The sequence below is a fragment of the Pseudomonas brassicacearum subsp. brassicacearum genome, from assembly GCF_008801605.1.
GTDB lineage: Bacteria > Pseudomonadota > Gammaproteobacteria > Pseudomonadales > Pseudomonadaceae > Aquipseudomonas > Aquipseudomonas brassicacearum.
Window position 1 is genome coordinate 42050 of sequence record NZ_VZPJ01000004.1, and the last position, 20848, is coordinate 62897.

At 59.4% G+C, this 20848-nt stretch carries 20 protein-coding genes and 3 tRNA genes; 13 read left to right on the forward strand and 10 right to left on the reverse strand.

Annotated elements, in window-relative coordinates:
- Nucleotides 1-107: 107 nt before the first annotated feature.
- From F7R20_RS11245 to nudC, 4 genes are all read left to right on the forward strand, one after another.
- Nucleotides 108-3212 carry an efflux RND transporter permease subunit gene (locus F7R20_RS11245; RefSeq protein WP_003201734.1) on the forward strand — a complete coding sequence of 1035 codons (3105 nt, stop codon included), beginning with the start codon at nt 108-110 and terminating at the stop codon, nt 3210-3212.
- Complete coding sequence (locus F7R20_RS11250; protein WP_003201735.1) at nt 3209-4699, forward strand: efflux transporter outer membrane subunit; 1491 nt, start codon at nt 3209-3211, stop codon at nt 4697-4699. The genes F7R20_RS11245 and F7R20_RS11250 overlap by 4 nt, the downstream gene beginning before the upstream one ends.
- Nucleotides 4700-4914: 215 nt before the next feature.
- Nucleotides 4915-5727, forward strand: a complete 813-nt coding sequence (locus tag F7R20_RS11260; protein ID WP_003201737.1) for a crotonase/enoyl-CoA hydratase family protein — start codon at nt 4915-4917, stop codon at nt 5725-5727.
- Nucleotides 5728-5733: 6 nt separating this feature from the next.
- Nucleotides 5734-6564, forward strand: a complete 831-nt coding sequence (nudC, locus tag F7R20_RS11265; RefSeq protein WP_003201739.1) for an NAD(+) diphosphatase — start codon at nt 5734-5736, stop codon at nt 6562-6564.
- On the opposite strand, the gene F7R20_RS11270 is transcribed toward nudC, so the two are convergent.
- Complete coding sequence (locus F7R20_RS11270; RefSeq protein ID WP_003201742.1) at nt 6532-7311, reverse strand: TSUP family transporter; 780 nt, start codon at nt 7309-7311, stop codon at nt 6532-6534. The two genes, nudC and F7R20_RS11270, sit on opposite strands and share 33 nt — an antisense overlap.
- A 397-nt stretch (nt 7312-7708) precedes the next feature.
- On the opposite strand from F7R20_RS11270, the gene F7R20_RS11275 reads away from it, so the two are divergent.
- The 3 genes from F7R20_RS11275 to F7R20_RS11285 all read left to right on the forward strand — a co-directional run bounded on the left by F7R20_RS11275 (nt 7709) and on the right by F7R20_RS11285 (nt 8760).
- A tRNA-Cys gene (locus tag F7R20_RS11275) sits at nt 7709-7782 on the forward strand.
- Between the two features lie 193 nt (nt 7783-7975).
- Nucleotides 7976-8062: transfer RNA gene (locus F7R20_RS11280), tRNA-Leu, on the forward strand.
- 230 nt (nt 8063-8292) lie between these two features.
- A complete protein-coding gene (locus F7R20_RS11285) occupies nt 8293-8760 on the forward strand; it encodes a hypothetical protein (RefSeq protein ID WP_032833317.1) in 468 nt (155 codons plus the stop codon).
- A gap of 128 nt (nt 8761-8888) precedes the next feature.
- Here the strand turns inward: F7R20_RS11285 and F7R20_RS11290 are convergent, their stop codons facing one another.
- Nucleotides 8889-9251, reverse strand: coding sequence for an NUDIX hydrolase (locus F7R20_RS11290; RefSeq protein ID WP_003201745.1), 363 nt, complete (start codon nt 9249-9251; stop codon nt 8889-8891).
- Nucleotides 9252-9536: 285 nt separating this feature from the next.
- Here F7R20_RS11290 and F7R20_RS11295 point away from each other — a divergent pair, with 285 nt between their 5' ends.
- Together F7R20_RS11295 and F7R20_RS11300 are read left to right on the forward strand one after the other, a co-directional pair.
- Nucleotides 9537-9722, forward strand: a complete 186-nt coding sequence (locus F7R20_RS11295; protein ID WP_003201747.1) for a hypothetical protein — start codon at nt 9537-9539, stop codon at nt 9720-9722.
- Nucleotides 9723-9810: 88 nt separating this feature from the next.
- A complete protein-coding gene (locus F7R20_RS11300) occupies nt 9811-10038 on the forward strand; it encodes a PLD nuclease N-terminal domain-containing protein (protein WP_003201749.1) in 228 nt (75 codons plus the stop codon).
- A 25-nt stretch (nt 10039-10063) separates the two neighbouring features.
- Here the strand turns inward: F7R20_RS11300 and F7R20_RS11305 are convergent, their stop codons facing one another.
- From F7R20_RS11305 to F7R20_RS11315, 3 genes are all read right to left on the reverse strand, one after another.
- Nucleotides 10064-10489 (reverse strand): hypothetical protein, encoded by a 426-nt coding sequence (locus F7R20_RS11305; protein ID WP_003201751.1) that lies wholly within the window; start codon nt 10487-10489, stop codon nt 10064-10066.
- A gap of 121 nt (nt 10490-10610) precedes the next feature.
- Nucleotides 10611-10841, reverse strand: a complete 231-nt coding sequence (locus tag F7R20_RS11310) for a hypothetical protein (RefSeq protein ID WP_003201752.1) — start codon at nt 10839-10841, stop codon at nt 10611-10613.
- A gap of 153 nt (nt 10842-10994) precedes the next feature.
- Entirely contained in the window at nt 10995-11249 is a 255-nt protein-coding gene (locus F7R20_RS11315; protein WP_003201754.1) for a DUF6555 family protein, read from the reverse strand.
- A gap of 230 nt (nt 11250-11479) precedes the next feature.
- Between F7R20_RS11315 and F7R20_RS11320 the strand changes: the two genes are divergently transcribed.
- Nucleotides 11480-12379: a polysaccharide deacetylase family protein gene (locus F7R20_RS11320; protein WP_003201756.1), complete on the forward strand. Its 900-nt coding sequence runs from the start codon at nt 11480-11482 to the stop codon at nt 12377-12379.
- Nucleotides 12380-12482: 103 nt separating this feature from the next.
- On the forward strand, nt 12483-12674 hold the full coding sequence (locus tag F7R20_RS31930; protein ID WP_013693334.1) for a hypothetical protein: 192 nt from the start codon (nt 12483-12485) through the stop codon (nt 12672-12674).
- A gap of 148 nt (nt 12675-12822) precedes the next feature.
- Here the strand turns inward: F7R20_RS31930 and F7R20_RS11330 are convergent, their stop codons facing one another.
- The 3 genes from F7R20_RS11330 to F7R20_RS11340 form a co-directional block, all read right to left on the reverse strand.
- Nucleotides 12823-14619, reverse strand: a complete 1797-nt coding sequence (locus F7R20_RS11330) for a DAHL domain-containing protein (RefSeq protein ID WP_003201758.1) — start codon at nt 14617-14619, stop codon at nt 12823-12825.
- Between the two features lie 252 nt (nt 14620-14871).
- Nucleotides 14872-15726, reverse strand: a complete 855-nt coding sequence (locus F7R20_RS11335; protein ID WP_003201760.1) for a prohibitin family protein — start codon at nt 15724-15726, stop codon at nt 14872-14874.
- Nucleotides 15727-15850: 124 nt separating this feature from the next.
- Nucleotides 15851-15938, reverse strand: a tRNA-Ser gene (locus F7R20_RS11340).
- A 124-nt stretch (nt 15939-16062) separates the two neighbouring features.
- On the opposite strand from F7R20_RS11340, the gene F7R20_RS11345 reads away from it, so the two are divergent.
- Nucleotides 16063-16734 (forward strand): Bax inhibitor-1/YccA family protein, encoded by a 672-nt coding sequence (locus F7R20_RS11345; protein ID WP_003201763.1) that lies wholly within the window; start codon nt 16063-16065, stop codon nt 16732-16734.
- Between the two features lie 993 nt (nt 16735-17727).
- Here the strand turns inward: F7R20_RS11345 and F7R20_RS11355 are convergent.
- The gene (locus F7R20_RS11355; protein WP_003201764.1) at nt 17728-18006 is read right to left on the reverse strand and encodes a DUF1652 domain-containing protein; all 279 of its coding nucleotides are present in this window, start codon (nt 18004-18006) and stop codon (nt 17728-17730) included.
- Between the two features lie 193 nt (nt 18007-18199).
- Nucleotides 18200-19663: an MFS transporter gene (locus tag F7R20_RS11360; protein WP_003201766.1), complete on the reverse strand. Its 1464-nt coding sequence runs from the start codon at nt 19661-19663 to the stop codon at nt 18200-18202.
- Nucleotides 19664-19794: 131 nt separating this feature from the next.
- On the opposite strand from F7R20_RS11360, the gene F7R20_RS11365 reads away from it, so the two are divergent.
- Nucleotides 19795-20700, forward strand: a complete 906-nt coding sequence (locus F7R20_RS11365) for a LysR family transcriptional regulator (protein WP_003201768.1) — start codon at nt 19795-19797, stop codon at nt 20698-20700.
- The last annotated feature ends 148 nt before the right edge of the window (nt 20701-20848 follow it).

A 20848-nucleotide genomic window follows, 5' to 3' on the forward strand; every position in this document is an offset into this window, starting at 1 on the left:
ACGCCCGAAATCCTGGGGCATTTGTGGCGAGGGAGCTTGCTCCCACATAGCGGGAGCAAGCTCCCTCGCCACAACAGCCTGCTCATTGAAGCCTGGAGCGGCTGCTGATGAACCTGTCCGGTCCATTCATCAAGCGTCCGGTCGCGACCATGCTCCTGAGCTTCGCCATCATGCTGCTCGGTGGTGTGAGCTTCGGCCTGCTGCCGGTTTCGCCGCTGCCGCAAATGGATTTCCCGGTGATCGTGGTCCAGGCCAACCTGCCAGGGGCCAGCCCCGAGGTGATGGCTTCAACGGTGGCTACGCCCCTGGAGCGTTCCTTCGGCGCTATCGCCGGGGTCAACACCATGAGCAGCCGTTCCAGCCAGGGTTCTACCCGCGTCATCCTGCAATTCGACCTGGACCGTGACATCAACGGTGCCGCCCGGGAAGTGCAGGCGGCCATCAATGCGTCGCGCAACCTGTTGCCCAGCGGCATGCGCAGCATGCCGACCTATAAGAAGGTCAACCCGTCCCAGGCGCCGATCATGGTGCTGTCGCTGACCTCGGATGTGTTGAAAAAGGGCCAGCTCTACGACCTGGCCTCGACCATCCTGTCCCAGAGCCTGTCCCAGGTCTCGGGCGTCGGCGAGGTACAGATCGGCGGCAGCTCGTTGCCGGCGGTGCGCATCGAACTGGAGCCGCATCTGCTCAACCAGTACGGCGTGGCCCTCGATGACGTGCGCACCGCTGTTGCCGATAGCAACGTGCGCCGGCCCAAGGGGTCGGTGGAGGACGATCAGCGCATGTGGCAGGTCCAGGCCAACGATCAACTGGAGAAGGCCAAGGACTACGAAACGCTGATCATCCGTTACCAGGATGGCTCGGTACTGCGGCTCAAGGACGTGGCGAAAGTCACCGACAGCGTCGAGGATCGCTACAACAGCGGTTTCTTCAACAACGATGCCGCCGTGTTGCTGGTGATCAACCGCCAGGCCGGGGCCAACATCATCGAGACGGTCAACGAGATCAAGGCGCAACTGCCGGCGTTGCAGGCCGTGCTGCCGGCCAGCGTCAAGCTGAACCTGGCCATGGACCGCTCGCCGGTGATCAAGGCCACTCTGCATGAAGCGGAAATGACCTTGCTGATCGCCGTGGCCCTGGTGGTGCTGGTGGTGTTCCTGTTCCTCGGCAACTTCCGCGCCTCGCTGATCCCGACCCTGGCGGTGCCGGTGTCGCTGGTGGGCACGTTCGCGGTGATGTACCTGTACGGTTTCTCCCTGAACAACCTGTCGTTGATGGCGTTGATCCTGGCGACCGGGTTGGTGGTGGACGATGCCATCGTGGTGCTGGAGAACATCTCCCGGCATATCGACGAAGGCGTGCCGCCGATGAAGGCCGCGTACCGGGGAGCCGAGGAGGTGGGTTTCACCTTGCTGTCGATGAACGTCTCGCTGGTGGCGGTGTTCCTGTCGATCCTGTTCATGGGCGGCATCATCGAGAGCCTGTTTCGCGAATTTTCCATCACGCTGGCGGCGTCCATCGTCGTTTCGCTGGTGGTCTCGCTGACCCTCACGCCGATGCTCTGCGCCCGTTGGCTCAAGCCTCACGTGCCAGGGCAGGAAAACCGCTTGCAGCGCTGGAGCCAGCGGCTCAATGAGCGCATGGTCCGTGGTTACGCCATCAGCCTGGACTGGGTGCTGCACCATCGGCGCCTGACCTTGTTGAGCCTGCTGGTGACCATCGGCGTGAACGTCGCGTTGTACGTGGTGGTGCCGAAAACCTTCATGCCGCAGCAGGACACCGGCCAGTTGATCGGTTTCGTGCGTGGCGACGACGGGCTGTCGTTCAACGTGATGCAGCCGAAGATGGAGATCTTCCGCCGCGCCGTGCTCAAGGACGAGGCGGTGCAAAGCGTCGCCGGTTTCATCGGTGGTAACAACGGCACCAACAACGCCTTCATGCTGGTGCGCCTCAAGCCGATCAAGGAGCGTAATATTTCTGCACAAAAGGTCATCGAGCGCCTTCGTAAAGAAATGCCCAAGGTTCCCGGCGCTCAGTTGATGTTGATGGCCGACCAGGACCTGCAGTTCGGTGGTGGTCGCGAGCAGACCACCTCGCAGTATTCCTACATCCTGCAAAGCGCCGACCTGGCGTCGCTGCGCGCGTGGTATCCCAAGGTCGTGGCGGCCTTCCGGGCCTTGCCGGAACTCACCGCCATCGATGCCCGTGACGGTGGTGGGGCGCAGCAGGTGACGCTGGTGGTGGACCGCGACCAGGCCAAGCGCCTGGGCATCGACATGGACATGGTCACCGCGGTGCTCAACAACGCCTACAGCCAGCGGCAGATCTCGACCATCTACGACAGCCTCAACCAGTATCAGGTGGTGATGGAGGTCAATCCCAAGTACGCCCAGGACCCGAGCACCCTCGAGCAGGTTCAGGTGATCACCGCCGATGGCGCGCGCGTACCGCTGTCGGCCATTGCCCACTACGAGAATAGCCTGGAGGACGACCGGGTCAGCCATGAAGGCCAGTTCGCGTCCGAGGGCATTTCCTTCGACATGGCCGAAGGTGTCACGGTGGCGCAGGGCACCGCGGCCATCGAGCGGGCACTTGCCAAGCTTGGATTGCCCGAGGATGTCATTGCGAAAATGGCCGGCACCGCCGATGCGTTCGCCGCCACCCAGAAGAGCCAGCCGTTCATGATCCTCGGGGCGTTGCTGGCGGTGTACCTGGTGTTGGGTGTGCTCTATGAAAGCTACATCCATCCGCTGACCATCCTGTCTACGTTGCCATCGGCCGGGGTCGGCGCATTGCTGTCGATCTACGCGCTGGGTGGCGAGTTCAGCCTGATCTCACTGTTGGGGCTGTTCCTGCTGATCGGCGTGGTGAAGAAAAACGCCATCCTGATGATCGATCTGGCGCTGCAACTGGAACGTGCCGGGCAGACGCCGCTGGAGTCGATCCGCAGCGCTTGCCTGCTGCGGTTGCGGCCAATCCTGATGACCACGCTGGCGGCGATCCTTGGCGCCTTGCCGTTGCTGCTCGGTGCTGCCGAGGGCTCGGAAATGCGCCGGCCATTGGGCCTGACCATCATCGGTGGGTTGGTGTTCAGCCAGGTACTGACGCTCTACACCACCCCGGTGGTTTACCTATATCTCGACAAACTGCGCCATCGCTTCAATCGCTGGCGCGGCGTGCGCACTGATGCAGCCCTGGAAACTCCGCTATGACCGATCGTTCGCCTTTCAATCTTGTCGCAACACTGGCGACTGCCCGTGGCTCGCGGGTGCTGAGCCTGGTGCTGTGCGTGGCGATGCTCAGTGCCTGCGCCGTCGGCCCGGATTATCAACGTCCCCAGGCTGCCGCCCCGGTGCAATACAAGGAGGCCCAGGGCTGGCGCCAGGCCAATCCCAGCGATGCGATGGCCAGGGGCGCCTGGTGGGAGCTGTACGGCGATGCGCAACTCAATGGCCTGGTGAACCAGCTCAATGCGTCCAACCAGACCGTGGCCCAGGCCGACGCCCAGTACCGGCAGGCCCGGGCACTGGTGCGCAATGCCCGTGGCGCATTTTTCCCTACCGTGGACCTGACCGTTGGCAAGACCCGCTCCAGCCAGGGCACCGGTAGCAGCAGTTCGAGCCTGAGCAGTTCGTCCAGCGGCATTCGCGATACCTATAACGCCCAGGCCGGCGTCAGTTGGGAGGCGGACGTGTGGGGCAAGTTGCGCCGCACCCTGGAAGCCGACGAGGCGAGCGCGCAAGCCAGTTTTGCCGACCTGGCGGCGATGCGTCTGAGCCAGCAATCGGAACTGGTGCAGAATTACTTGCAGTTGCGGGTGATCGATGAACAGAAACGCTTGTTGCAGACCACCGTCGACAACTATCAGCGCTCCCTGAAAATGACCGAAAACCAGTACCGCGCCGGGGTGTCCGGCAAGGACGCGGTGGCCCAGGCGCAAACCCAGCTCAAGACCACCCAGGGCGACCTGATCGACCTGATCTGGCAACGGGCCCAGTTTGAAAACGCCATCGCCGTGCTGATCGGCCTGCCGCCCGCCGAATTCAACCTGGCCGAGACCCAGGACATCCCGTCATTGCCGCAAATTCCGGTGGCGCTGCCTTCGCAGTTACTCGAGCGCCGGCCGGATATCGCCTCGGCAGAACGCTCGGTGATGGCCGCCAACGCCAACATCGGGGTCGCCAAGGCCGCGTATTACCCGGACCTGACCCTGAGCCTCAGTGGCGGCTACAGCAGCAGCACCTACGACAACTGGGTGAGCGTGCCGAACCGCTTCTGGTCGGTAGGGCCACAACTGGCGATGACGCTGTTCGATGGCGGCCAGCGTTCGGCAGAGGTCGACCGTACCGTCGCGGCGTATGACCAGACCGTCGCCACCTATCGCCAGACCGTGCTCGACGGCTTGCGCGAGGTGGAAAACTATATGATCCAGCTCAAGGTGCTGGAAGACGAAGCCCGCGTGCGCCAGGAGGCTCTGGACGCCGCCCGGGAATCCCTGCGCCTGACGCAGAACCAGTACAAGGCCGGGTTGATTGCCTACCTCGATGTGGTGACCGTCCAGGCCACGGCCTTGAGCAATGAACGCAGTGTGCTGAGCTTGCAGCAGAGCCGCCTGATCGCCAGCGTGCAATTGATTGCCGCATTGGGCGGGGGGTGGGACGGGCAGCTGCAGGCTAGCGAACAGGCTGCCGAGAACTGATACCCAACACTGTCCCTGTGGGAGCGAGCTTGCTCGCGAAAGCGGTGTTTCGGCTTGCAGAAATGTTGACTGAACTACCGCCATCGCGAGCAAGCTCGCTCCCACAACGACTTGCGGTGAGGTCAGTCCCGCTTTTGGCCGATGCACTGTCTACGTCCTGTCGCGATGGCTTGTTATAGTTCAAGCCTCTTTTCAGCCGGTAAAGGATCACTGCCATGTCGCAATACCAAGCGTTCAACGTCGAACTTGCAGACAACATTGCCCATGTGCAGATCAATCGCCCGGAAAAGATCAACTCGATGAACGCTGCGTTCTGGAGCGAGATCATCGAGATCTTCCAGTGGATCGACGACACCGATGCCGCACGGGTGGTGGTGCTGAGCGGTGCCGGCAAGCATTTCTCCTCGGGGATAGACCTGATGATGCTGGCGGGCGTGGCCAACGAGTTGGGCAAGGACGTAGGGCGCAATGCACGCCTGCTGCGGCGCAAGATCCTGCAACTGCAAGCCTCGTTCAACGCCGTGGACAACTGCCGCAAACCCGTGCTCGCGGCTATCCAGGGCTATTGCCTGGGCGGGGCCATCGACCTGATTGCCGCCTGCGACATGCGTTACGCGGCCGAGGACGCCCAGTTCTCCATCAAGGAGATCGATATCGGCATGGCCGCCGATGTTGGCACATTGCAACGCTTGCCCCGGATCATCGGGGACGGCATGCTGCGTGAACTCGCTTATACGGGGCGCACTTTTGGTGCCGACGAAGCGCGCAGCATCGGCCTGGTCAATCGTGTCTACAGTGACACCGCCAGCCTGCTCGACGGCGTGATGGGCATCGCCCGGGAAATCGCCGCCAAGTCGCCGATTGCCGTGACCGGCACCAAGGAAATGATCAGCTACATGCGCGACCACCGCATCGACGACGGTTTGGAATACGTCGCCACCTGGAACGCCGCCATGTTGCAATCGACCGACCTGCGCGTGGCCATGGCCGCCCATATGAGCAAACAGAAACCTGAATTTCAGGATTGATTGACCATGATTTCACGCTGGACCACCGCAGTACTCGATACCGCTCTTGCTGGCGGCTGGGCCGTCGCCCGCAGCCCTGAGGGCTTTCTGTTCGATGACAACGGCGCGCTGTTTCCCCGCGAATGGCTCAAGCGCCAAGACCTGTCGATCCTCGCCGAGCATGGCATCGGTCACCTGGATGGCGAGCCCGTCTACCTGCTGGAATTGCACAGCCTGCTGGACATCCCTGGCTGCAACTGGAAAGGCCTGCGGGCGTTCATGCTCGAGGATGACCACACGCTGTACAAAGTGTTGGGCTATGCCGCGCAGATCGGCACCTGGGCCCGCGAGCATCGTTTCTGTGGCAGTTGCGGCAAGCGCATGGGCCAGATTCCGTTGGAACGGGCCATGTATTGCGATGCCTGTGAGCTGCGGCACTATCCGCGGATTTCTCCGAGCATGATCGTGTTGATCACTCGCGGCGATGAAGTCCTGCTGGCCCGTTCGCCGCGTTTCGTCCCGGGCGTCTACAGCACCCTGGCGGGGTTTGCCGAGCCTGGCGAGTCGGCCGAGGATTGCCTGGTGCGCGAGGTTCGCGAGGAAGTCAGCATCGAGGTGAAGAACATCCAGTACATGGGCAGCCAGTGCTGGCCATTCCCCCATTCGATGATGCTCGGTTTCCACGCTGAATATGCCGGTGGCGACATCGTGCCCCAGGAAGATGAAATCGAGGACGCGCAGTGGTTCAACATCCATGACCTGCCACCGTTGCCGGCTTCGCGCTCCATCGCCCGCTACCTGATCGACCTGTATGTGGCGCGGCGCCTAGGCCACGCTGAACCAGTGCTGCCAGGCTAGGCGCACGGTCAAGCCCAGCACCACGGTGATGAACACCGGTCGGATGAACTTCGCGCCGCCGCTGATGGCGGTGCGAGCGCCGAAGAACGCACCGACCATCACAGACACACCCATGCTCAGGCCGATGACCCAGTCCACTTGTCCGGAAAAGATGAACACCGACAGCGCCGCGATGTTGCTGACGAAGTTCATGCTACGGGCCACGCCGCTGGCCTTGACCAGGTCGATGGGGTAGAGCAGCAGGCTGCTCACAGTCCAGAACGCCCCCGTACCCGGCCCGGCCACGCCGTCATAGAAACCCAGGCTGAAGCCTTGGGGCGACTGCCATGTCTTCTTGATCGGTGCGTCGCTGTCCAGCGGTGCCTTGGGCGTGCCGCCGAACAACAGGTACAGGCCACAGGCGAAGACGATCACCGGCAGCATCTTGTTCAGCCACTCGGCGGGCAAGTAATGGGCGACGATGGCGCCGGTCAGGGCCCCGACCAAGGTGCCGACGAGGGCATGAGTCCACTGCCTTGGGTGGAACAGCTTGCGCTTGTAGAAGGTGAAGCTGGCCGTCGCCGAGCCGAAGGTCGAGCTGAGTTTGTTGGTCCCCAGGACCAGATGAGGCGGCAAGCCTGCCGTCAGCAGGGCTGGCGTGGTCAGCAACCCACCGCCACCGGCAATGGCATCGATGAAACCGGCAATGAACGCGACAACAGCAAGGATAGCGAGGGTAGTGAGGTCAACGCTGAGTTCAAAAGGCATGGAATAGGCTTATTTAGCAGGTCGCAGAAGGGCTGCGGGGAGGGCCGGTATGTTACCCATAATGGTGCAGGGCTGCGACAGCCGGTTGGGGCGTTGCACTGTAAGATCCCACAACCCCGCAAATCGCCCGTGGCGTGGGAGCATGCTCTCGCTGGGCTGCGCAGCAGTCCCAAAAGGCTTCCTGATATCTGCCTGGCACACCGAGACCGCTGGACAATTTTTTTTTGAAATCAAGGGGTTGTCAGCCTGGGCAAATGAGTACATAATTGCGCCCATCGAACGCACTGGGACGTAAAAAATCTCAATGTTTTCAAGGAGATAGCGGCGCCTAGATGCCCTGTATCCTGATCAGGTTTGTACCGCGGTTGATGTGGCAGCATTGCATCAAACGTTCTGAGGCCGAATAGCAAAATGGTTATGCAGTGGATTGCAAATCCACCTACGCCGGTTCGATTCCGACTTCGGCCTCCACTTTTAAAAAGCTCTGTAGATCTATGATTTACGGAGCTTTTTTATTTTCGAAGCATTGAAAGCTTTTGTATTGAAAAGGACATGAGCTACCTTGCTTCGCAGAGGAGGGATGTATATATTCCCCCTCTTGCTGCACCAGCCAGAACATCGGCCACTGGATTTTGCCGACGTTCCCATGGCTAACCGCGCTACCGCCCGAATGGCGAAACTGGTAGACGCATGGGACTTAAAATCCCCCGCTCGTAAGGGCGTGCCGGTTCGATTCCGGCTTCGGGCACCATCTAAAATCAAGGGTTTGCGAGCGAAAGCTAATGCAAACCCTTGTTCGTTTCCGCTTCTGAAAACTGCTGCGGAAACGGAGCCCAAGCCTGCGGGTATTTTCAAGCGCAAGCCTCTACACTCGGCGTTGAGATTAGCAAGGTGAGTGGCTGGTGGTTACGTCCTCCAGCCCTTGCCCAGTACGCTAATCCTTTGACCATGGAGAGGTAACGAGTGAAAACGATCGCAACGATGAGTCTGTTGGCCTTGATGAGCAGCAGCGCTGTATGCGCTGGGGAGACAACCTCCGTTGATGGGAAAACGCTAGCCGTGAACTTTGGCGAGCCGACCGTCAAGCAGGTTCTGCACTATCGGAAAATGTACGATAAGAAGCCCTTTCCCGACGCGGAAATTTATTACTACAGCAACGGTTTGTACAAAATCATCTCTCAGGGAGAAAATCATTACGGTGTCTACGTCTTGCAGGGCCAGCACACCGACGAGACATACACTGTGAAGTTCATCTCCCTGCCTTCCCCTGACTGGGGCAATAAAACGGCGTATCACCAGCTCACCTTTATTCGAGGTGATGCACAAAACGTATTTATCCAGAACGCAATTGTCGACACCGGCGAGGCGATAGCCCAGCAGAACGGGACCTATACGCAGGAAGAAAATACCGTGGTCAACCCGATCAGTACCGCCTGGCAGAAAAAGTGAGCCCGTTGCCCTCAGCGGCTTGATGGCAGATTTCTGGCAATTTTGTGATCATCTAGTATTTATAAAACAATAGGTTGCATGATATTTCTCATGCAACCTATCCGGTATTGGTCTTCAGTACCGGTGCCTCACAACCGTCGCCGAAACGCCTCGAGAATGTCCCGCGTCCCCTTTTTCATTTGCAACTGGGCAATAGCGTCCAGCGGATGCCAGAGGCAATCGCTGATTTCATTCTGTGGCTTGGCCGCCGTCGAGTCGCTGACTGATGCTTCGAACACATGATGTTCGGTCTGCCCGTCACTGATTCGCATCAAGTAGAGCAGATTCTCGACGTCCAGGCCGGTTTCCTCTGCCAATTCCCGAATGGCTGCGCCGGCATGGGTTTCGCCGCGCTCGACGGTACCGCCCGGCAACGCCCAGCGGCTATTGGCTTTGCGAACCAGGAGGATGTGGCGATTTTCCTCGCAGATGACGGTCGCTCGAATTTTCATGGCCGTGCTCGATCTGTGACTGTCATTAAAGTGAAATATAACTGCAATATTTGCGCCTGGCATTAGCTGCTTCGTTCAAATGTCGAGTTTTTCAAGGTCTTATCCACTACGACCGCGACGGAGCGGGAAAGACTGAGCTTATTTGTGCCTGTCATCGCTTCGCTCCATCTCTGCGACCGCTAGCACTAGGTTTTCGACCGGTTATCGCCTCAAATGAATCAGCTTCAAAAAAATGAATCCATGTTGGGTGCATTGGCCGGCCCCGATAGGGGAAGGAAGCGAGAAATGACCACCGTTGAAGACTTCAAGATCAAATCCCATGAGCTCCTGGTAGAGCTCGATACGGCAACGTCGGAAATGATGAAGCTCATATGTGTTCATCAAATGAGTGGATCGACCTGGGATGAGGCAGTCCAGCGTCAACATGAAGCTTATGAGCAGTGGGTCGCTTATCTGAACGAGCGGGGATAGCTGCCAATGCGCGTCCCGAGGGTGCAAATTCTTTGAACGGCGCCTCAACGGCTCTGCCTAATCCTTGAACCGACAAGAGGATTAGGTCATGTCTGAATTAGCCAGTTATTTCTGGATCGCTGTTGCGGTGCTTTTGCTGCTCGTCGATTTGTGGGCGATCGTCAGTGTCTTTCGAAGCGACAAGTCGGTCGGGACCAAGGCGGGCTGGGCCCTGCTGCTGATCGTTTTGCCAGTGCTGGGCCTGGTCATCTGGGGCGTAGCCGGGCCTCGCGGAGTCAAGGAAGGTCCGTCATCGCCGGAGCACAGCAAGGGCTAGCCAGGAAGCGGCTGTGACAGCCACCTCACTGGTTTATCCAATTGCCGCCGGTGGTTTCGCAGTCTTCCCGGGCCTGCTGCAACTGCTCGACGCCGTAGTAGTACCACGTCACTTTTGCATCATCGGGAAGGGTGGCCGACCCACCGCGCTTTTCCTTGCTGGTTGAGTGCGGGTTGGCCAACGCTTCCTGGGTCGGCTTCGCCTGGCATGTCGCCACGTATCCCTCGGCACAACGCTCGACTCTACGCTTTTGAGTCGTGAGCGTTCCCTTGCTTTCATTGCTGCAAGACCAATCGAGGGCTTCGGCGGGCATGCCTTTGTATTCGTAGCAGCTATGGCTTTCGATCACTGGAACGGCCTGGCTCTGGGATCGTGTGATGACGTCGCAGCCTTGGGCCAAGACGGCGGCGGGGCTTGCACAAACGATCAATAGCAGGATTCTGGCATTCATGAGTTTCTCCCTTTGCGGTTTCTGCACCGGTGCCTATCAATTTCGAGGTGCAAAAAAAGCCCACGTTCCATCAGTTTTCCAACCGGTAGAACTCAGGGAGAAACGGGGCTGGCGCAGCGCGTCAGCGGAACTTGGGTAGAGGGGGTTCAGCAGGCTTGAGCGACGTTAGCGCGCTTTGGATCGACGGAGCGTCTTTGTCGATGTCGTTGAGCCGGTCCCGGATGCGCACTGCGGTGGGGTGCCCGCCTTGGTGGTCGACCCAGTCGGCGATTTCCTTGCAGGCTGCCGTGAGCCTGGCTTGACGCGATTCGAGCAAGGTGAGCAGGGTGGTGATGGACTCTTTTTCGGACATGTCACACCTCCATTCAGGGGTTGATGAGGCAGCACAAAACCCGCCAGGGGGCGGGCTGCGCCGTGGTTTAAGCGTAGTTGAGTTATTTCAGGTCTGTCGAAGAATCCGGCGTCCGGCTAGACAGCCGGTGCGCCGGAAACAATGCGAGTAGTGTCAGCTGGACTCCTTGACCCAGGACGGCGTGACGCTTGCCCGCCAGCGTACGTCGGTAATACCGTATTTTTCAGCAAGGGGCTTGGAGACCCGCTTGACCTTTTCTCTCCCGAATTTCGGTATGCGCCCGACCCCCGCGTCGCAACTGGCCCAATGCCAAGCCTCGGAGTTATTCATCACTTCCGCGCGAATAATGAATGACTTGGGTTCGCCATGGAGTATGTAGTCAATGATGTAAAGCGATGGCCCGCCCATAAATCCTCCCTAATTAGTCCTATACGGATGGATACAAAGGCATTCGGAAAATTCCATCGAATTTCCAGACGGTCAAATTAATACCGCTCAGGCTCGTGCACCGAGCAGCGGCAAAACAGCCGGAACTCACGGCAAGGAACCAAACCCGGTTACCCTTCTCCAAGGTGAGCTTCAACACCATAGGCCAGGGATCAAAGGCGACGCAGTGCGGCATCAACAAAAGGCAAAACATGAAAAACATCGCCAGGGTGCTGTTCATCGCAGCCCTCGCCATCGGTTTGTCGGGCTGCATTGGCGCCCCCATCGAACTGACGCCGCAAACCGAGCAACGCTTGCGCGAACAACCCCCGATCCGTTTCCTGCTGACATTCGATGATGGGCCCAGCGCCTCGTCTATCTGGAACCCTAGCCTGGAGGTGCTCGACGCACTCGCAGACAATCCGCTACAGCCCGGCATCAAGGCGGTGTTTTTCCTGCAGACCCGCTCACCACGTGCCGGTGGCAGTGATATTGGCCGCTCGGTAATGCGCCGTGAACAGCAGGAAGGCCATGTGCTGGCCTTTCATACGGCGACCCACTGGCACACCAATCACCGGTCGCTGAGCCCTGATGAGCTGGAGCAATCGCTCAGCAATGGTGGGAGCGATATCGCCGCCATTAGCGGCGCGGCGCCGATCTTGGTGAGGCCGCCATTCTGGAGCTTCGACAAGCGCACTGCGGCCGCCTACCGACAGCATGGCCTGCACATTTTGTTGACCGATCTGAGCGCAAATGACGGCAAAGTCTGGGGCATCACGATGAGCCCGCGGCGGCGGATCAACCTGATCCGACAACTTTCCGAAGTGCGCGAGCGCATCGCCGCCGGGCAACTGCCAGCGGTGGACGGAGTTATTCCGGTGGTGGTGACGTTTCACGACATCAATCGTTATACCGCCCGGCATGCTCGTGAATACCTGCAAATCCTGCTCGACAGTGCCAAGGCTACCGGGGTGAGGACCGACGCCAAGCCGTTCTATGATGACCACCAGGCGCTGGAGCGAGCGGCCTTGGCTCGGACGGTCGATCACAGCACTGAACCCGTGCATTTACCGGGGTTGTGGGACTGGTTGTGGGATTCGGATTCCCACTGAGGGCGCCACGAATGCGGCGGGTGTCGCGACGTTCGGTTGGCCGCCCGGCGCAATCAGCGTGTATGGTAGGCCGTGCACCCTTGGTTGAAGTCGGAGGTGACCAATGAGCACTGCGATGCTGACGAAAATGCACATCAACGGTTATGACGTGCTTAGCGTAAACAGCGGCCCGTGGAGGGTCTGTACCCAGGCTGACCGGTTGGGTTCCTTTGCTTCCCGCGAGGAAGCGCTGGCCTATGCCGCCGCGTTGCCGACCCGAAGAGCCCGTAGCGGCCGGCCTGTAAACACGAAATAGGTGGGGCCGGTACAGCCAACCTCTCGGTGACAGGTAGACCGCTATCGCTAGCAAGCTCGCTCCCACAGTTTTTCCGGGTATTCACCAATAATCCCCTGTGGGAGCTTGCTCGCGATGGCGGCGGGTCAGCGTGCGCCCGTCACGGTGATCAGGCACGGGCCAATTCCAGCGGGACTTCCAGGGTAAACAGAGCGCCTTGCCCCGGTCCGTCGCTATGGACATAGAGGCGGCCATTCATTTCAACCGCCGCCAGGGCGCAGCTGTGCAAGCCAAACCCATGGCCGTCCTTGCGGGTCGTGAAGCCGTGATTGAAGATGCGGGCCAGGTTCTCCGGGGAAATGCCTTCGCCTCGGTCCTTGACGCTCAGGCTCAGCGTCGTTTCGTCTAGGATGCGGATCCCCAGGGTTATCTCCCGTGGGTGCTCACTGATGTGCGACATCGCGAATTTGGCGTTGCTGATCAGGTTGATCAGGATCAGCAACAACCTGTGCTTGTCCCCCATGATCGCAGGAACTTCCTGATATTCCTTGATGACGGTGACGTGATGCCGACTGAGCGCACCCGAATTCATGCGTAGCGCATCTTCGAACAGATCGCTGACATTGAGCGGTTCGATCAACCTGGCGGCCCCTGCATAGGTTTGTTGAGTGGTGACGATTTCCTTGATGTGATCGATGCTCTTGGTCAACTGCGCCAGCTCATCGATAAGCACTGCCTGTTCCGCGGCGATGGAGTCGACCAGTTCGTTGAAATAACGCGGCAGCAACCGGCCTTTTTCATCATGGGTGATGAACTGGCCAAGATCCTCGGCATGTTCATTCATCATTTTGACCGCCTTGGTGAGCCCGAGCGTCTTGCTGTTCCTCAACTTGCGGGTCACGAGCTCGGCCGAAATGTTCACGCTGTTGAGCACATTCCCGACGTTGTGCAATACATTCGTGGCTATTTCGGCCATGCCCGCCATCCGGGCTGCATCCACCAGTTCGCGTTCGGCCTCCATCAGCTCGCGAGTGCGCTCCTGCACGCGCTCCTCGAGCCGTTCATTGGACGTTTGCAGTTGCTGGTTGATCTGGTTGATAACGGCGTAACTGCGAACCAGGCGTACCGCCAGGTAGATCATCAATAGCGCCATGAGGCTGGCACACGCGCCCAGGTAGATATGGTATTGACGGTCCGCAGCGGCTGTCCTGCGCTGTGTCTCGTTCAATAGCTCGTTGATGCTGTCCAATTCCTGGGCCACCGGAATCACGCTGATGCGGTCCAGCAGATCATTGACGATTGGTTGCTCCTGGATAATGGATTTGACGTGCTGGGTCAGGGCAATGAAGAGGGGCTGGTTGGTCGCGGGCAGTTGGTCGACATATTTTTCCAGATCACTCAATTGGCGCTGCACTTCCTCGGCTTTGTCTGAGGTGACATAAAGTGCGTACTCCAGCGTTGTCAGTGTCAGCTCACGAACATTGGAGGCTGTTGCCAGGCGTCCCGTAGAGCTTTCGGTGCTCATCTCTGCTAGCAACGTTTGAATACCGTCCTCGACCATCGGCAACGCATCCAGGGCGATGCGTAGATTGGCGTTGTGTTGCTGGAATTGATCGACCAGTACTGTTTTGTTCTTGACCGCATCCACATAACCGTTGCGTCTGGATGCCCAAAGGGCCGCCAGGGGACCAGCGTTATTGAGCTGCTCCAACTGCTCCCATCGACTGTTGGCCTCAAGCGGCGGCGCCAGCGACAGGTTATTGTTCACGCCGATCTTTTTCCTGAGGATCTTGACGTTCCAGTTAGCGTCGGCCTGCTTGAGCTGGCGAATGAAGTCGCGGGATTCGAAGTAGGTCGATGAGTCGTACGTGTATGACTTGATCAAAAAGAATATCAGTGCAGCAAACACAATCAGCGCGACGGCCAATAGGGCGGGCCATTTATATTTTTTGATAATAGTGGTCACGCTATTCTCCTGCTCAAGGCGCTTATCGAAGGAGTTGGTGAATTCCCGAGGGGGGAGAGATGCTCGAGGGAGGAGCCGGAAGGGGGGAAAGGTAAACGTCGTGCGGGTTGGTGTGCCGGTTTGCTGTGGCCTGGGTACACGTTGAGCTCCCTGCTAACGATGAACGTCGGGTTCATGGTTGAGTGTAGCGCTAACGAGAGGGGCGATGCTTGCTGCGCGAAAGGCGCGGCCGGGCAGGCCGCGCCCCTGGCGTTACTTGATGTCGATGAAGGGCAGGGCGCCGTTTGGTAGCACGGTAGTCGGCAAGACGCCATTCCAGCGCTCGGCCTTGGTCAGTTCCACCAGGTTCTGGTTGCTGGCCAGGGCCTGGGCCCGCGCCTTGATGGCTTCGGCTTCGGCTTTGCCGCGCAACTCGGTCGCCAGTGCGTCTGCCTTGGCCTGCGCCACTTGCGAATCGGCTTCGGCCTGGGCCTGAGTCACGCGAATCTGTGCTTGCACTTGCTCGGTGGCGAGCTGTTGCTCGCGGGTCTTGACTTGGACTTCCGCAGCCATGCGCGCTTCGATGGCTTTTTCGTAGGCATCACTGAAGTCAATGTTCTCGACCTGGACGCTGTCGATGATCACGGGGCCGGTAATGGTGGCCTTGATGGCGGTGGAAATATCGTTGACCAGTTGGACGCGGTTCTGCACGGCAGCCACGGCGTTGAACTTGCCGAATACGTTTTCCACCTGGGTTGGCACCTGGCGGCTGATCATCCGGTCGCGGATACCTTCCAGGTCCTTGAACTGGGTGTAGACCTTCGCAACATCCGAAGGCGCGATGTGCCAGGACACGGACACCTTGAGCTGGGCGGACTGTTGGTCCTTGCTGTAGGCCTGGAGGTCTTCATAAGCCGTCACTTGGCTCTGGACGCTGATCAGGCGTACCGACTCGATAAATGGCGTCTTGAAGGACAGTCCCGGTTCAATGACGCCGACCAGCGCCCCGTTGCGCAGCAGCACGCCACGCTCGGTTTCGTCGATCGTGTACCAACTGCCAAAGAACACGCACAACAGGACGATGCCCGCGATTGCGGCAACGATGGAGCCGATGGTTTTACTGGTCACTTTTCTTTCCTTGATTGGCTGGGGAGGGTTTGCCATAGCTGTGTCCAATGTTGAAGCCGCAATTGGCATTCTGAATGCCAGACACGAAAAAGCCCTGAATAATCAGGGCTTTAACGTTAGAAGATGGCGGAGGCGATGGGATTCGAACTCATGGACCTGTTACAGTCGACGGTTTTCAAGACCGTTGCCTTAAACCACTCGGCCACACCTCCGTATTGCGTTGCGGGCGCCATAATACCCGAATGAAACACACTGTCAAACTCTCTACGTAGCTTGTTACAGAGCGTCTGTTATGATCCTTGCCACTGAATGTTTCAAAACCGGAGGAGTGTCGCCATGCGCGAACAGGATTACGCAGTGAACAACAGCGTGCAGGCTGAGCAGCTAGAGGTTAGCCGCGTCCTGCGCAACACTTATGGCTTGCTGGCCCTCACACTCGCTTTCAGCGGTGTGATGGCCTACGTCGCGCAACAGATGCGGGTGGGTTACCCGAACATCTTCGTCGTGCTGATCGGTTTCTACGGCCTTTTCTTCCTCACCAACAAACTCCGTGATTCGGCCTGGGGCCTGGTGTCGGCTTTCGCCCTGACCGGCTTCATGGGCTTTTTGCTCGGCCCGATCCTCAATCGCTACCTGCAAATGCAGGGCGGCGCCGAAGTGGTCAGCTCGGCCTTCGCAATGACCGCACTGGTATTTGGTGGCCTGTCGGCCTACGTGCTGATTTCCCGCAAGGACATGAGCTTCCTGGGTGGTTTTATCACCGCAGGTTTCTTCGTGTTGCTGGGGGCGACGCTGGCCAGCTTCTTCTTCCAGATCAGCGGCCTGCAACTGGCGATCAGCGCCGGCTTCGTGCTGTTCTCGTCGGTCTGCATCCTGTACCAGACCAGCGCCATCATTCACGGCGGCGAGCGTAACTACATCATGGCCACCATCAGCCTGTATGTATCGATCTACAACCTGTTCGTCAGCCTGCTGCAGCTGTTCGGCCTGATGGGTCGCGACGACTGATTGCATTCGTGATGGGTGAGAAGCCCGCTTCGGCGTGATGCTGTTCACATACAAATAACGGCGTTTTTTCAGAAATGAAAGGCGCCGTTTTTTTTCGTTTTTAGGTGCATTTTTTTGGAGGGCATATCCGTTTCTGCGGTAACGGCTGCTTAGGGTTCCGCCCTGACGGCGGCTCACTTTTGAAAAGCCCGGGAGCCGGCCCAGTCAAAAGTAAGCAAAACGCTTTTGCCCCACCACTCGATGTCTCGCCTAGGCTCGGCATCCATGTCGAGGTGCCCACTGCGCAATGCCTGCGTTCGGCCAGCGTGGTTTAACGGGGCTCTCAGATCAAGATCCAAAGCAAAGCAAGAGCGGGACATGGGGCATGTCCGGCATCCATGTGGCTGAGTCACCGCTATCGCGAGCAGGCTCGCTCCCACATTGGATCTTCGGCAGACACAATATTCGTGTGCTCCCGGAGTTCCTTTGTGGGAGCGAGCTTGCTCGCGATGAGGCCCGCAGCCCAACATCCCTGTAACTGACCCACCGCCTTCGCGAGCAAGCTCGCTCCCACAGGAGAAACGCGATCACCAAGAACCAGGTCGGCTGTTAGGCCGCCTCGGCGTGGACGTTGATCTCGGCGCCCCGTTAACCACGATGGCCGAACGCAGGCATTGTGGAGTGGGCATCCCGGCATGATGGATGCCGGGATAGCCGTGCTGGGCCATGGATGGCCCTTCGCGGCGGCCCACGGAGCAATGCCTTCGTTCAGGCATGCCGAGCCTAGGCGAGGCACCAAGTGGTGGGGCAAAGCGTTTTTGGTTACTTTTGGCGCTCTTCCAAAAGTGACCCGCTGTAAGAGCGGAACCGCCAGCAGCCGTTACCGCAAAAACGGATATACACACCAAAGCAAGTAAATCCCGAGCCCCCTCAAAAAAAACGGCACATCCCCTTGGAAAAAGAGAGGTGCCGCTTTTGGAACCTAGGTGAACGGTATCGCCACATGAAGTGGACTTAAGAGGCAAACCGCCGCAACCCCACCGGTGGCACAAAGGCTTCCAGCTCGGCCTCCACCGCCTCGATTATTCGTTCAACATCCGGGGCATTCATCACAGTTGCGCAGGGGATACCCGCAATGGCGATCATGGTTTCGCCGCTGGCACGGTCAAACAGCCGGGCAACCATGCTGCCAGGCGCATCCATGCTCGCTTCGAATCCCATGGGATGGAAGTGCCAGCGCATCAACTGGCAAGCGTTGGGGAACGTAACCTTGCTGAAAGATCCTTTATTCATGTGTTGCCCGCCTTCTTCAATCGAGCGCTTCCTTTTGCTCATGTCAGGAAGGAAGAGCCATCATGGCTCTACCAGTGAGAACTAAAAATAGCACCTGAAAATGAAGCTCATGTGGATTTTTTCAGTCCGTTTTGCGATTGGTTCACTTTTTTTGATCTGGATCACGACTTAAGCGGCAATGTCCAGAATGCCATCACGCTTGGCTGGGGTTGTCCCGAGGCTTGGGCAATGGCTCTGGCACGCGGCTTTTCCAGGCGATGAGCAGGGCCAGGGTCATCATCGCCAGGGCGACGGCGAAGGTCATGTGCAGACCGTTCGTCACGGTCGCAGGGCTGGCGTGGGTGATGTCATTCGTCGCTGCCGCTGCCGCAAACACCGCGCCGAGCACGGAGGCTCCGGTGAAGAAACCCAGGTTGCGCGACAGGTTGAGCAGCCCGGCGATGACGCCTCGCCGCTGGGCAGCGACATCGGCCATGACTGCTGTGTTGTTGGCCGTCTGGAAGAATGCGTAGCCGAGGGTCGTCACCACGATAGCCGTGAGGTAGCCGACGATGCCAAGCGCAGGGGAAACCAGTGACAGCATCAGGCAGCCGAGGACCATGGTTGCCAGGCCGGCGAGCCGCATGGGCTGCACGCCGAAGCGATCCGCCAGGCGTCCGGCAGGCACTCCGGCCAGCGCCGCGACGGACGGCCCCGCGGCCAGCGCCAGCCCCACGAAGGCCGCCGGCAATCCGAGGGTGATGGACAAGTAAAAAGGCCCGACCAGAAGCGTCGCCATCAAGACCGTCGCGACCAGGGCGCTCGTCGCCAGGCCTGATACCAATTGCTTGTCGCGAAAGACTGCCAAGGGAATCAACGGCGATACGGCCCGGGACTGGGCCCGAATGAACAGTCCGCCGCCCACGAGCGCGATCAGCAGCAGCGCAAGATTCAATCCGCCAAAGTTTCCGTGTTCGGAGGTCATGGCCAAGGCATAGGCGGCGAGTGTCATTGCCAACAGCAATGTACCGGTCACATCGAGGCGGACTCCTTCGGGCTTCAGCGGCACTTCACGCACCGGTAGCGAATACCACGCCAGCCCTAGCGTCAGCAGGCCGAGGGGAATGTTGACCAGGAACAAGGCCGGCCAACCGAACCCGCTGATCAACATACCGCCAAAGGACGGTCCAAGGGCTGTGCCCACTGCCGACAGCGTTGCCAGCAGGCCCATGGCGCTGCCGGTTTTTTCCTGATCGACCGTTTCGCCAACCAGCGCCAGGGTCAGCGCCATCATGATGGCGGCCCCCAGGCCTTGCAGCGCCCGACCTGCGACCAGCAGCCAGAGCGAGGGCGCCAGGCCGCATACCGCCGATGCCAAGGTGAACAGGGCGATACCGACCAATAGCAGCTTGCGCCGGCCCATCAGGTCTCCCAAGCGGCCGACACTGACAATCAGCGTGGTGATTGCCAGCAGATAGGCCAGCACCACCCATTGGACCTGCTGGAAAGAGGCACCGAGCGCCTCGGCCAGCGTCGGCAGTGCCACCGAAGCCACACTGGCGCCAAGGGAGGCCAGCAGTGTCGAGAGCGCAAGGCTGGCCAGGGTCCGGCGAGGTGAAAAGGGCTTGAGCGTGGGCGCGGTTGCCGGCCGGTTCTGTTGCGTGTTGACGGGTTTCATCGTGTCACCTGTATCGTGGCGCTCGAAACGGAGCTGTCAGAACGTTACGCCTGGGCATAACATGGCGGAAGACGCAGCATTTGCACGTTATAGCTGCAGCAAACGCCATATCTTCAATTCGAGCTACCGCCATGTCCTCACCTGACCTCAATCTGCTCGTCACCCTTGATGTGCTGCTCTCGGAAGGCAGCGTGGCCAGGGCCGCCCGGCGCTTGCAGCTCAGCCCGTCGGCCATGAGCCGGGCACTGGCGCGGTTGCGTGAAACCACCGGTGACCCGCTGTTGGTTCGGGCCGGGCGAGGGCTGGTGCCGACACCCCGCGCGCTGGAGTTGCGCGAACAGGTCAGCCACCTGGTGCAGCAGGCCCAGGCGGTGCTGCGGCCAGTGACGACCCCGGATCTCGGGCGCTTGAGCCGAACTTTCACGTTGCGCACCCGCGAAGGGTTCGTGGAAAACTTTGCCATCGACCTGATCACTCGCATCCATGAGCAAGCGCCCGGCGTGCGCCTGCGTTTCGTGGAAAAGACCGACCGCGACAGCACGGCGCTTCGCGAAGGCACCGTGGACCTGGAGACCGCCGTCGTGGACAAGGACACCAGCCCCGAACTGCGAACCCAGGCCTTGTTCAGCGACCGCTTGATCGGCGTGGTGCGCGCGGGACACCCGCTGAGCCAGGCAACGGTGAGCGCCACCGGTTATGCCGCAGGCGGGCATGTCGGTGTGTCGATGCGCGGCCTGGATCATGGCGTCATCGACCAGGCCCTGGCGGCGTTGAATCTGTCCCGGGAAATCGTCACCACCGTGCCAGGCTTTTCCTCGGCGCTGGGACTGGCCCGCTCGAGTGACCTGATTGCCAGCGTGCCTGAACGCTACACCGCGAGCCTGCGGGTCGGCCTGCACAGTTTTACGCTGCCGTTTCCCGTACCTGGGTTCACGATCGCCATGCTCTGGCATCCGCGGATGGACGCCGATCCTGTGCATCGTTGGCTTCGAGGTTGTCTGCGGGAAGTGTGTGCACGTAAAACCGTTGAGGTTTAGTAGATATTCATTAATAGCATTTCGCTGGCACTTAGTTGGCGAAAGTGCGACGCCGTGCGCAAATTGCTAGTTATCGATATTTAATATTTAAATAGAATTTTGTCCGACAATCCGCAACTCGGGCAATTGAGCGTGGGCACTAACGAGG

Excerpts from the sequence above, each read along its gene's own strand:
- F7R20_RS11295 (WP_003201747.1), top strand. The coding sequence starts at position 9,537 with ATGACCACCGTTGAAGACTTCAAGATCAAATCCCATGAGCTCCTGGTA.
- F7R20_RS11245 (WP_003201734.1), top strand. The coding sequence starts at position 108 with ATGAACCTGTCCGGTCCATTCATCAAGCGTCCGGTCGCGACCATGCTC.
- F7R20_RS11300 (WP_003201749.1), top strand. The coding sequence starts at position 9,811 with ATGTCTGAATTAGCCAGTTATTTCTGGATCGCTGTTGCGGTGCTTTTG.
- F7R20_RS11315 (WP_003201754.1), bottom strand. The coding sequence starts at position 11,249 with ATGGGCGGGCCATCGCTTTACATCATTGACTACATACTCCATGGCGAA.
- F7R20_RS11270 (WP_003201742.1), bottom strand. The coding sequence starts at position 7,311 with ATGCCTTTTGAACTCAGCGTTGACCTCACTACCCTCGCTATCCTTGCT.
- F7R20_RS11260 (WP_003201737.1), top strand. The coding sequence starts at position 4,915 with ATGTCGCAATACCAAGCGTTCAACGTCGAACTTGCAGACAACATTGCC.
- F7R20_RS11360 (WP_003201766.1), bottom strand. The coding sequence starts at position 19,663 with ATGAAACCCGTCAACACGCAACAGAACCGGCCGGCAACCGCGCCCACG.
- F7R20_RS11305 (WP_003201751.1), bottom strand. The coding sequence starts at position 10,489 with ATGAATGCCAGAATCCTGCTATTGATCGTTTGTGCAAGCCCCGCCGCC.
- F7R20_RS11320 (WP_003201756.1), top strand. The coding sequence starts at position 11,480 with ATGAAAAACATCGCCAGGGTGCTGTTCATCGCAGCCCTCGCCATCGGT.
- F7R20_RS31930 (WP_013693334.1), top strand. The coding sequence starts at position 12,483 with ATGAGCACTGCGATGCTGACGAAAATGCACATCAACGGTTATGACGTG.
- F7R20_RS11365 (WP_003201768.1), top strand. The coding sequence starts at position 19,795 with ATGTCCTCACCTGACCTCAATCTGCTCGTCACCCTTGATGTGCTGCTC.
- F7R20_RS11355 (WP_003201764.1), bottom strand. The coding sequence starts at position 18,006 with ATGAATAAAGGATCTTTCAGCAAGGTTACGTTCCCCAACGCTTGCCAG.
- F7R20_RS11345 (WP_003201763.1), top strand. The coding sequence starts at position 16,063 with ATGCGCGAACAGGATTACGCAGTGAACAACAGCGTGCAGGCTGAGCAG.
- F7R20_RS11285 (WP_032833317.1), top strand. The coding sequence starts at position 8,293 with ATGAGTCTGTTGGCCTTGATGAGCAGCAGCGCTGTATGCGCTGGGGAG.
- F7R20_RS11250 (WP_003201735.1), top strand. The coding sequence starts at position 3,209 with ATGACCGATCGTTCGCCTTTCAATCTTGTCGCAACACTGGCGACTGCC.
- nudC (WP_003201739.1), top strand. The coding sequence starts at position 5,734 with ATGATTTCACGCTGGACCACCGCAGTACTCGATACCGCTCTTGCTGGC.
- F7R20_RS11290 (WP_003201745.1), bottom strand. The coding sequence starts at position 9,251 with ATGAAAATTCGAGCGACCGTCATCTGCGAGGAAAATCGCCACATCCTC.
- F7R20_RS11310 (WP_003201752.1), bottom strand. The coding sequence starts at position 10,841 with ATGTCCGAAAAAGAGTCCATCACCACCCTGCTCACCTTGCTCGAATCG.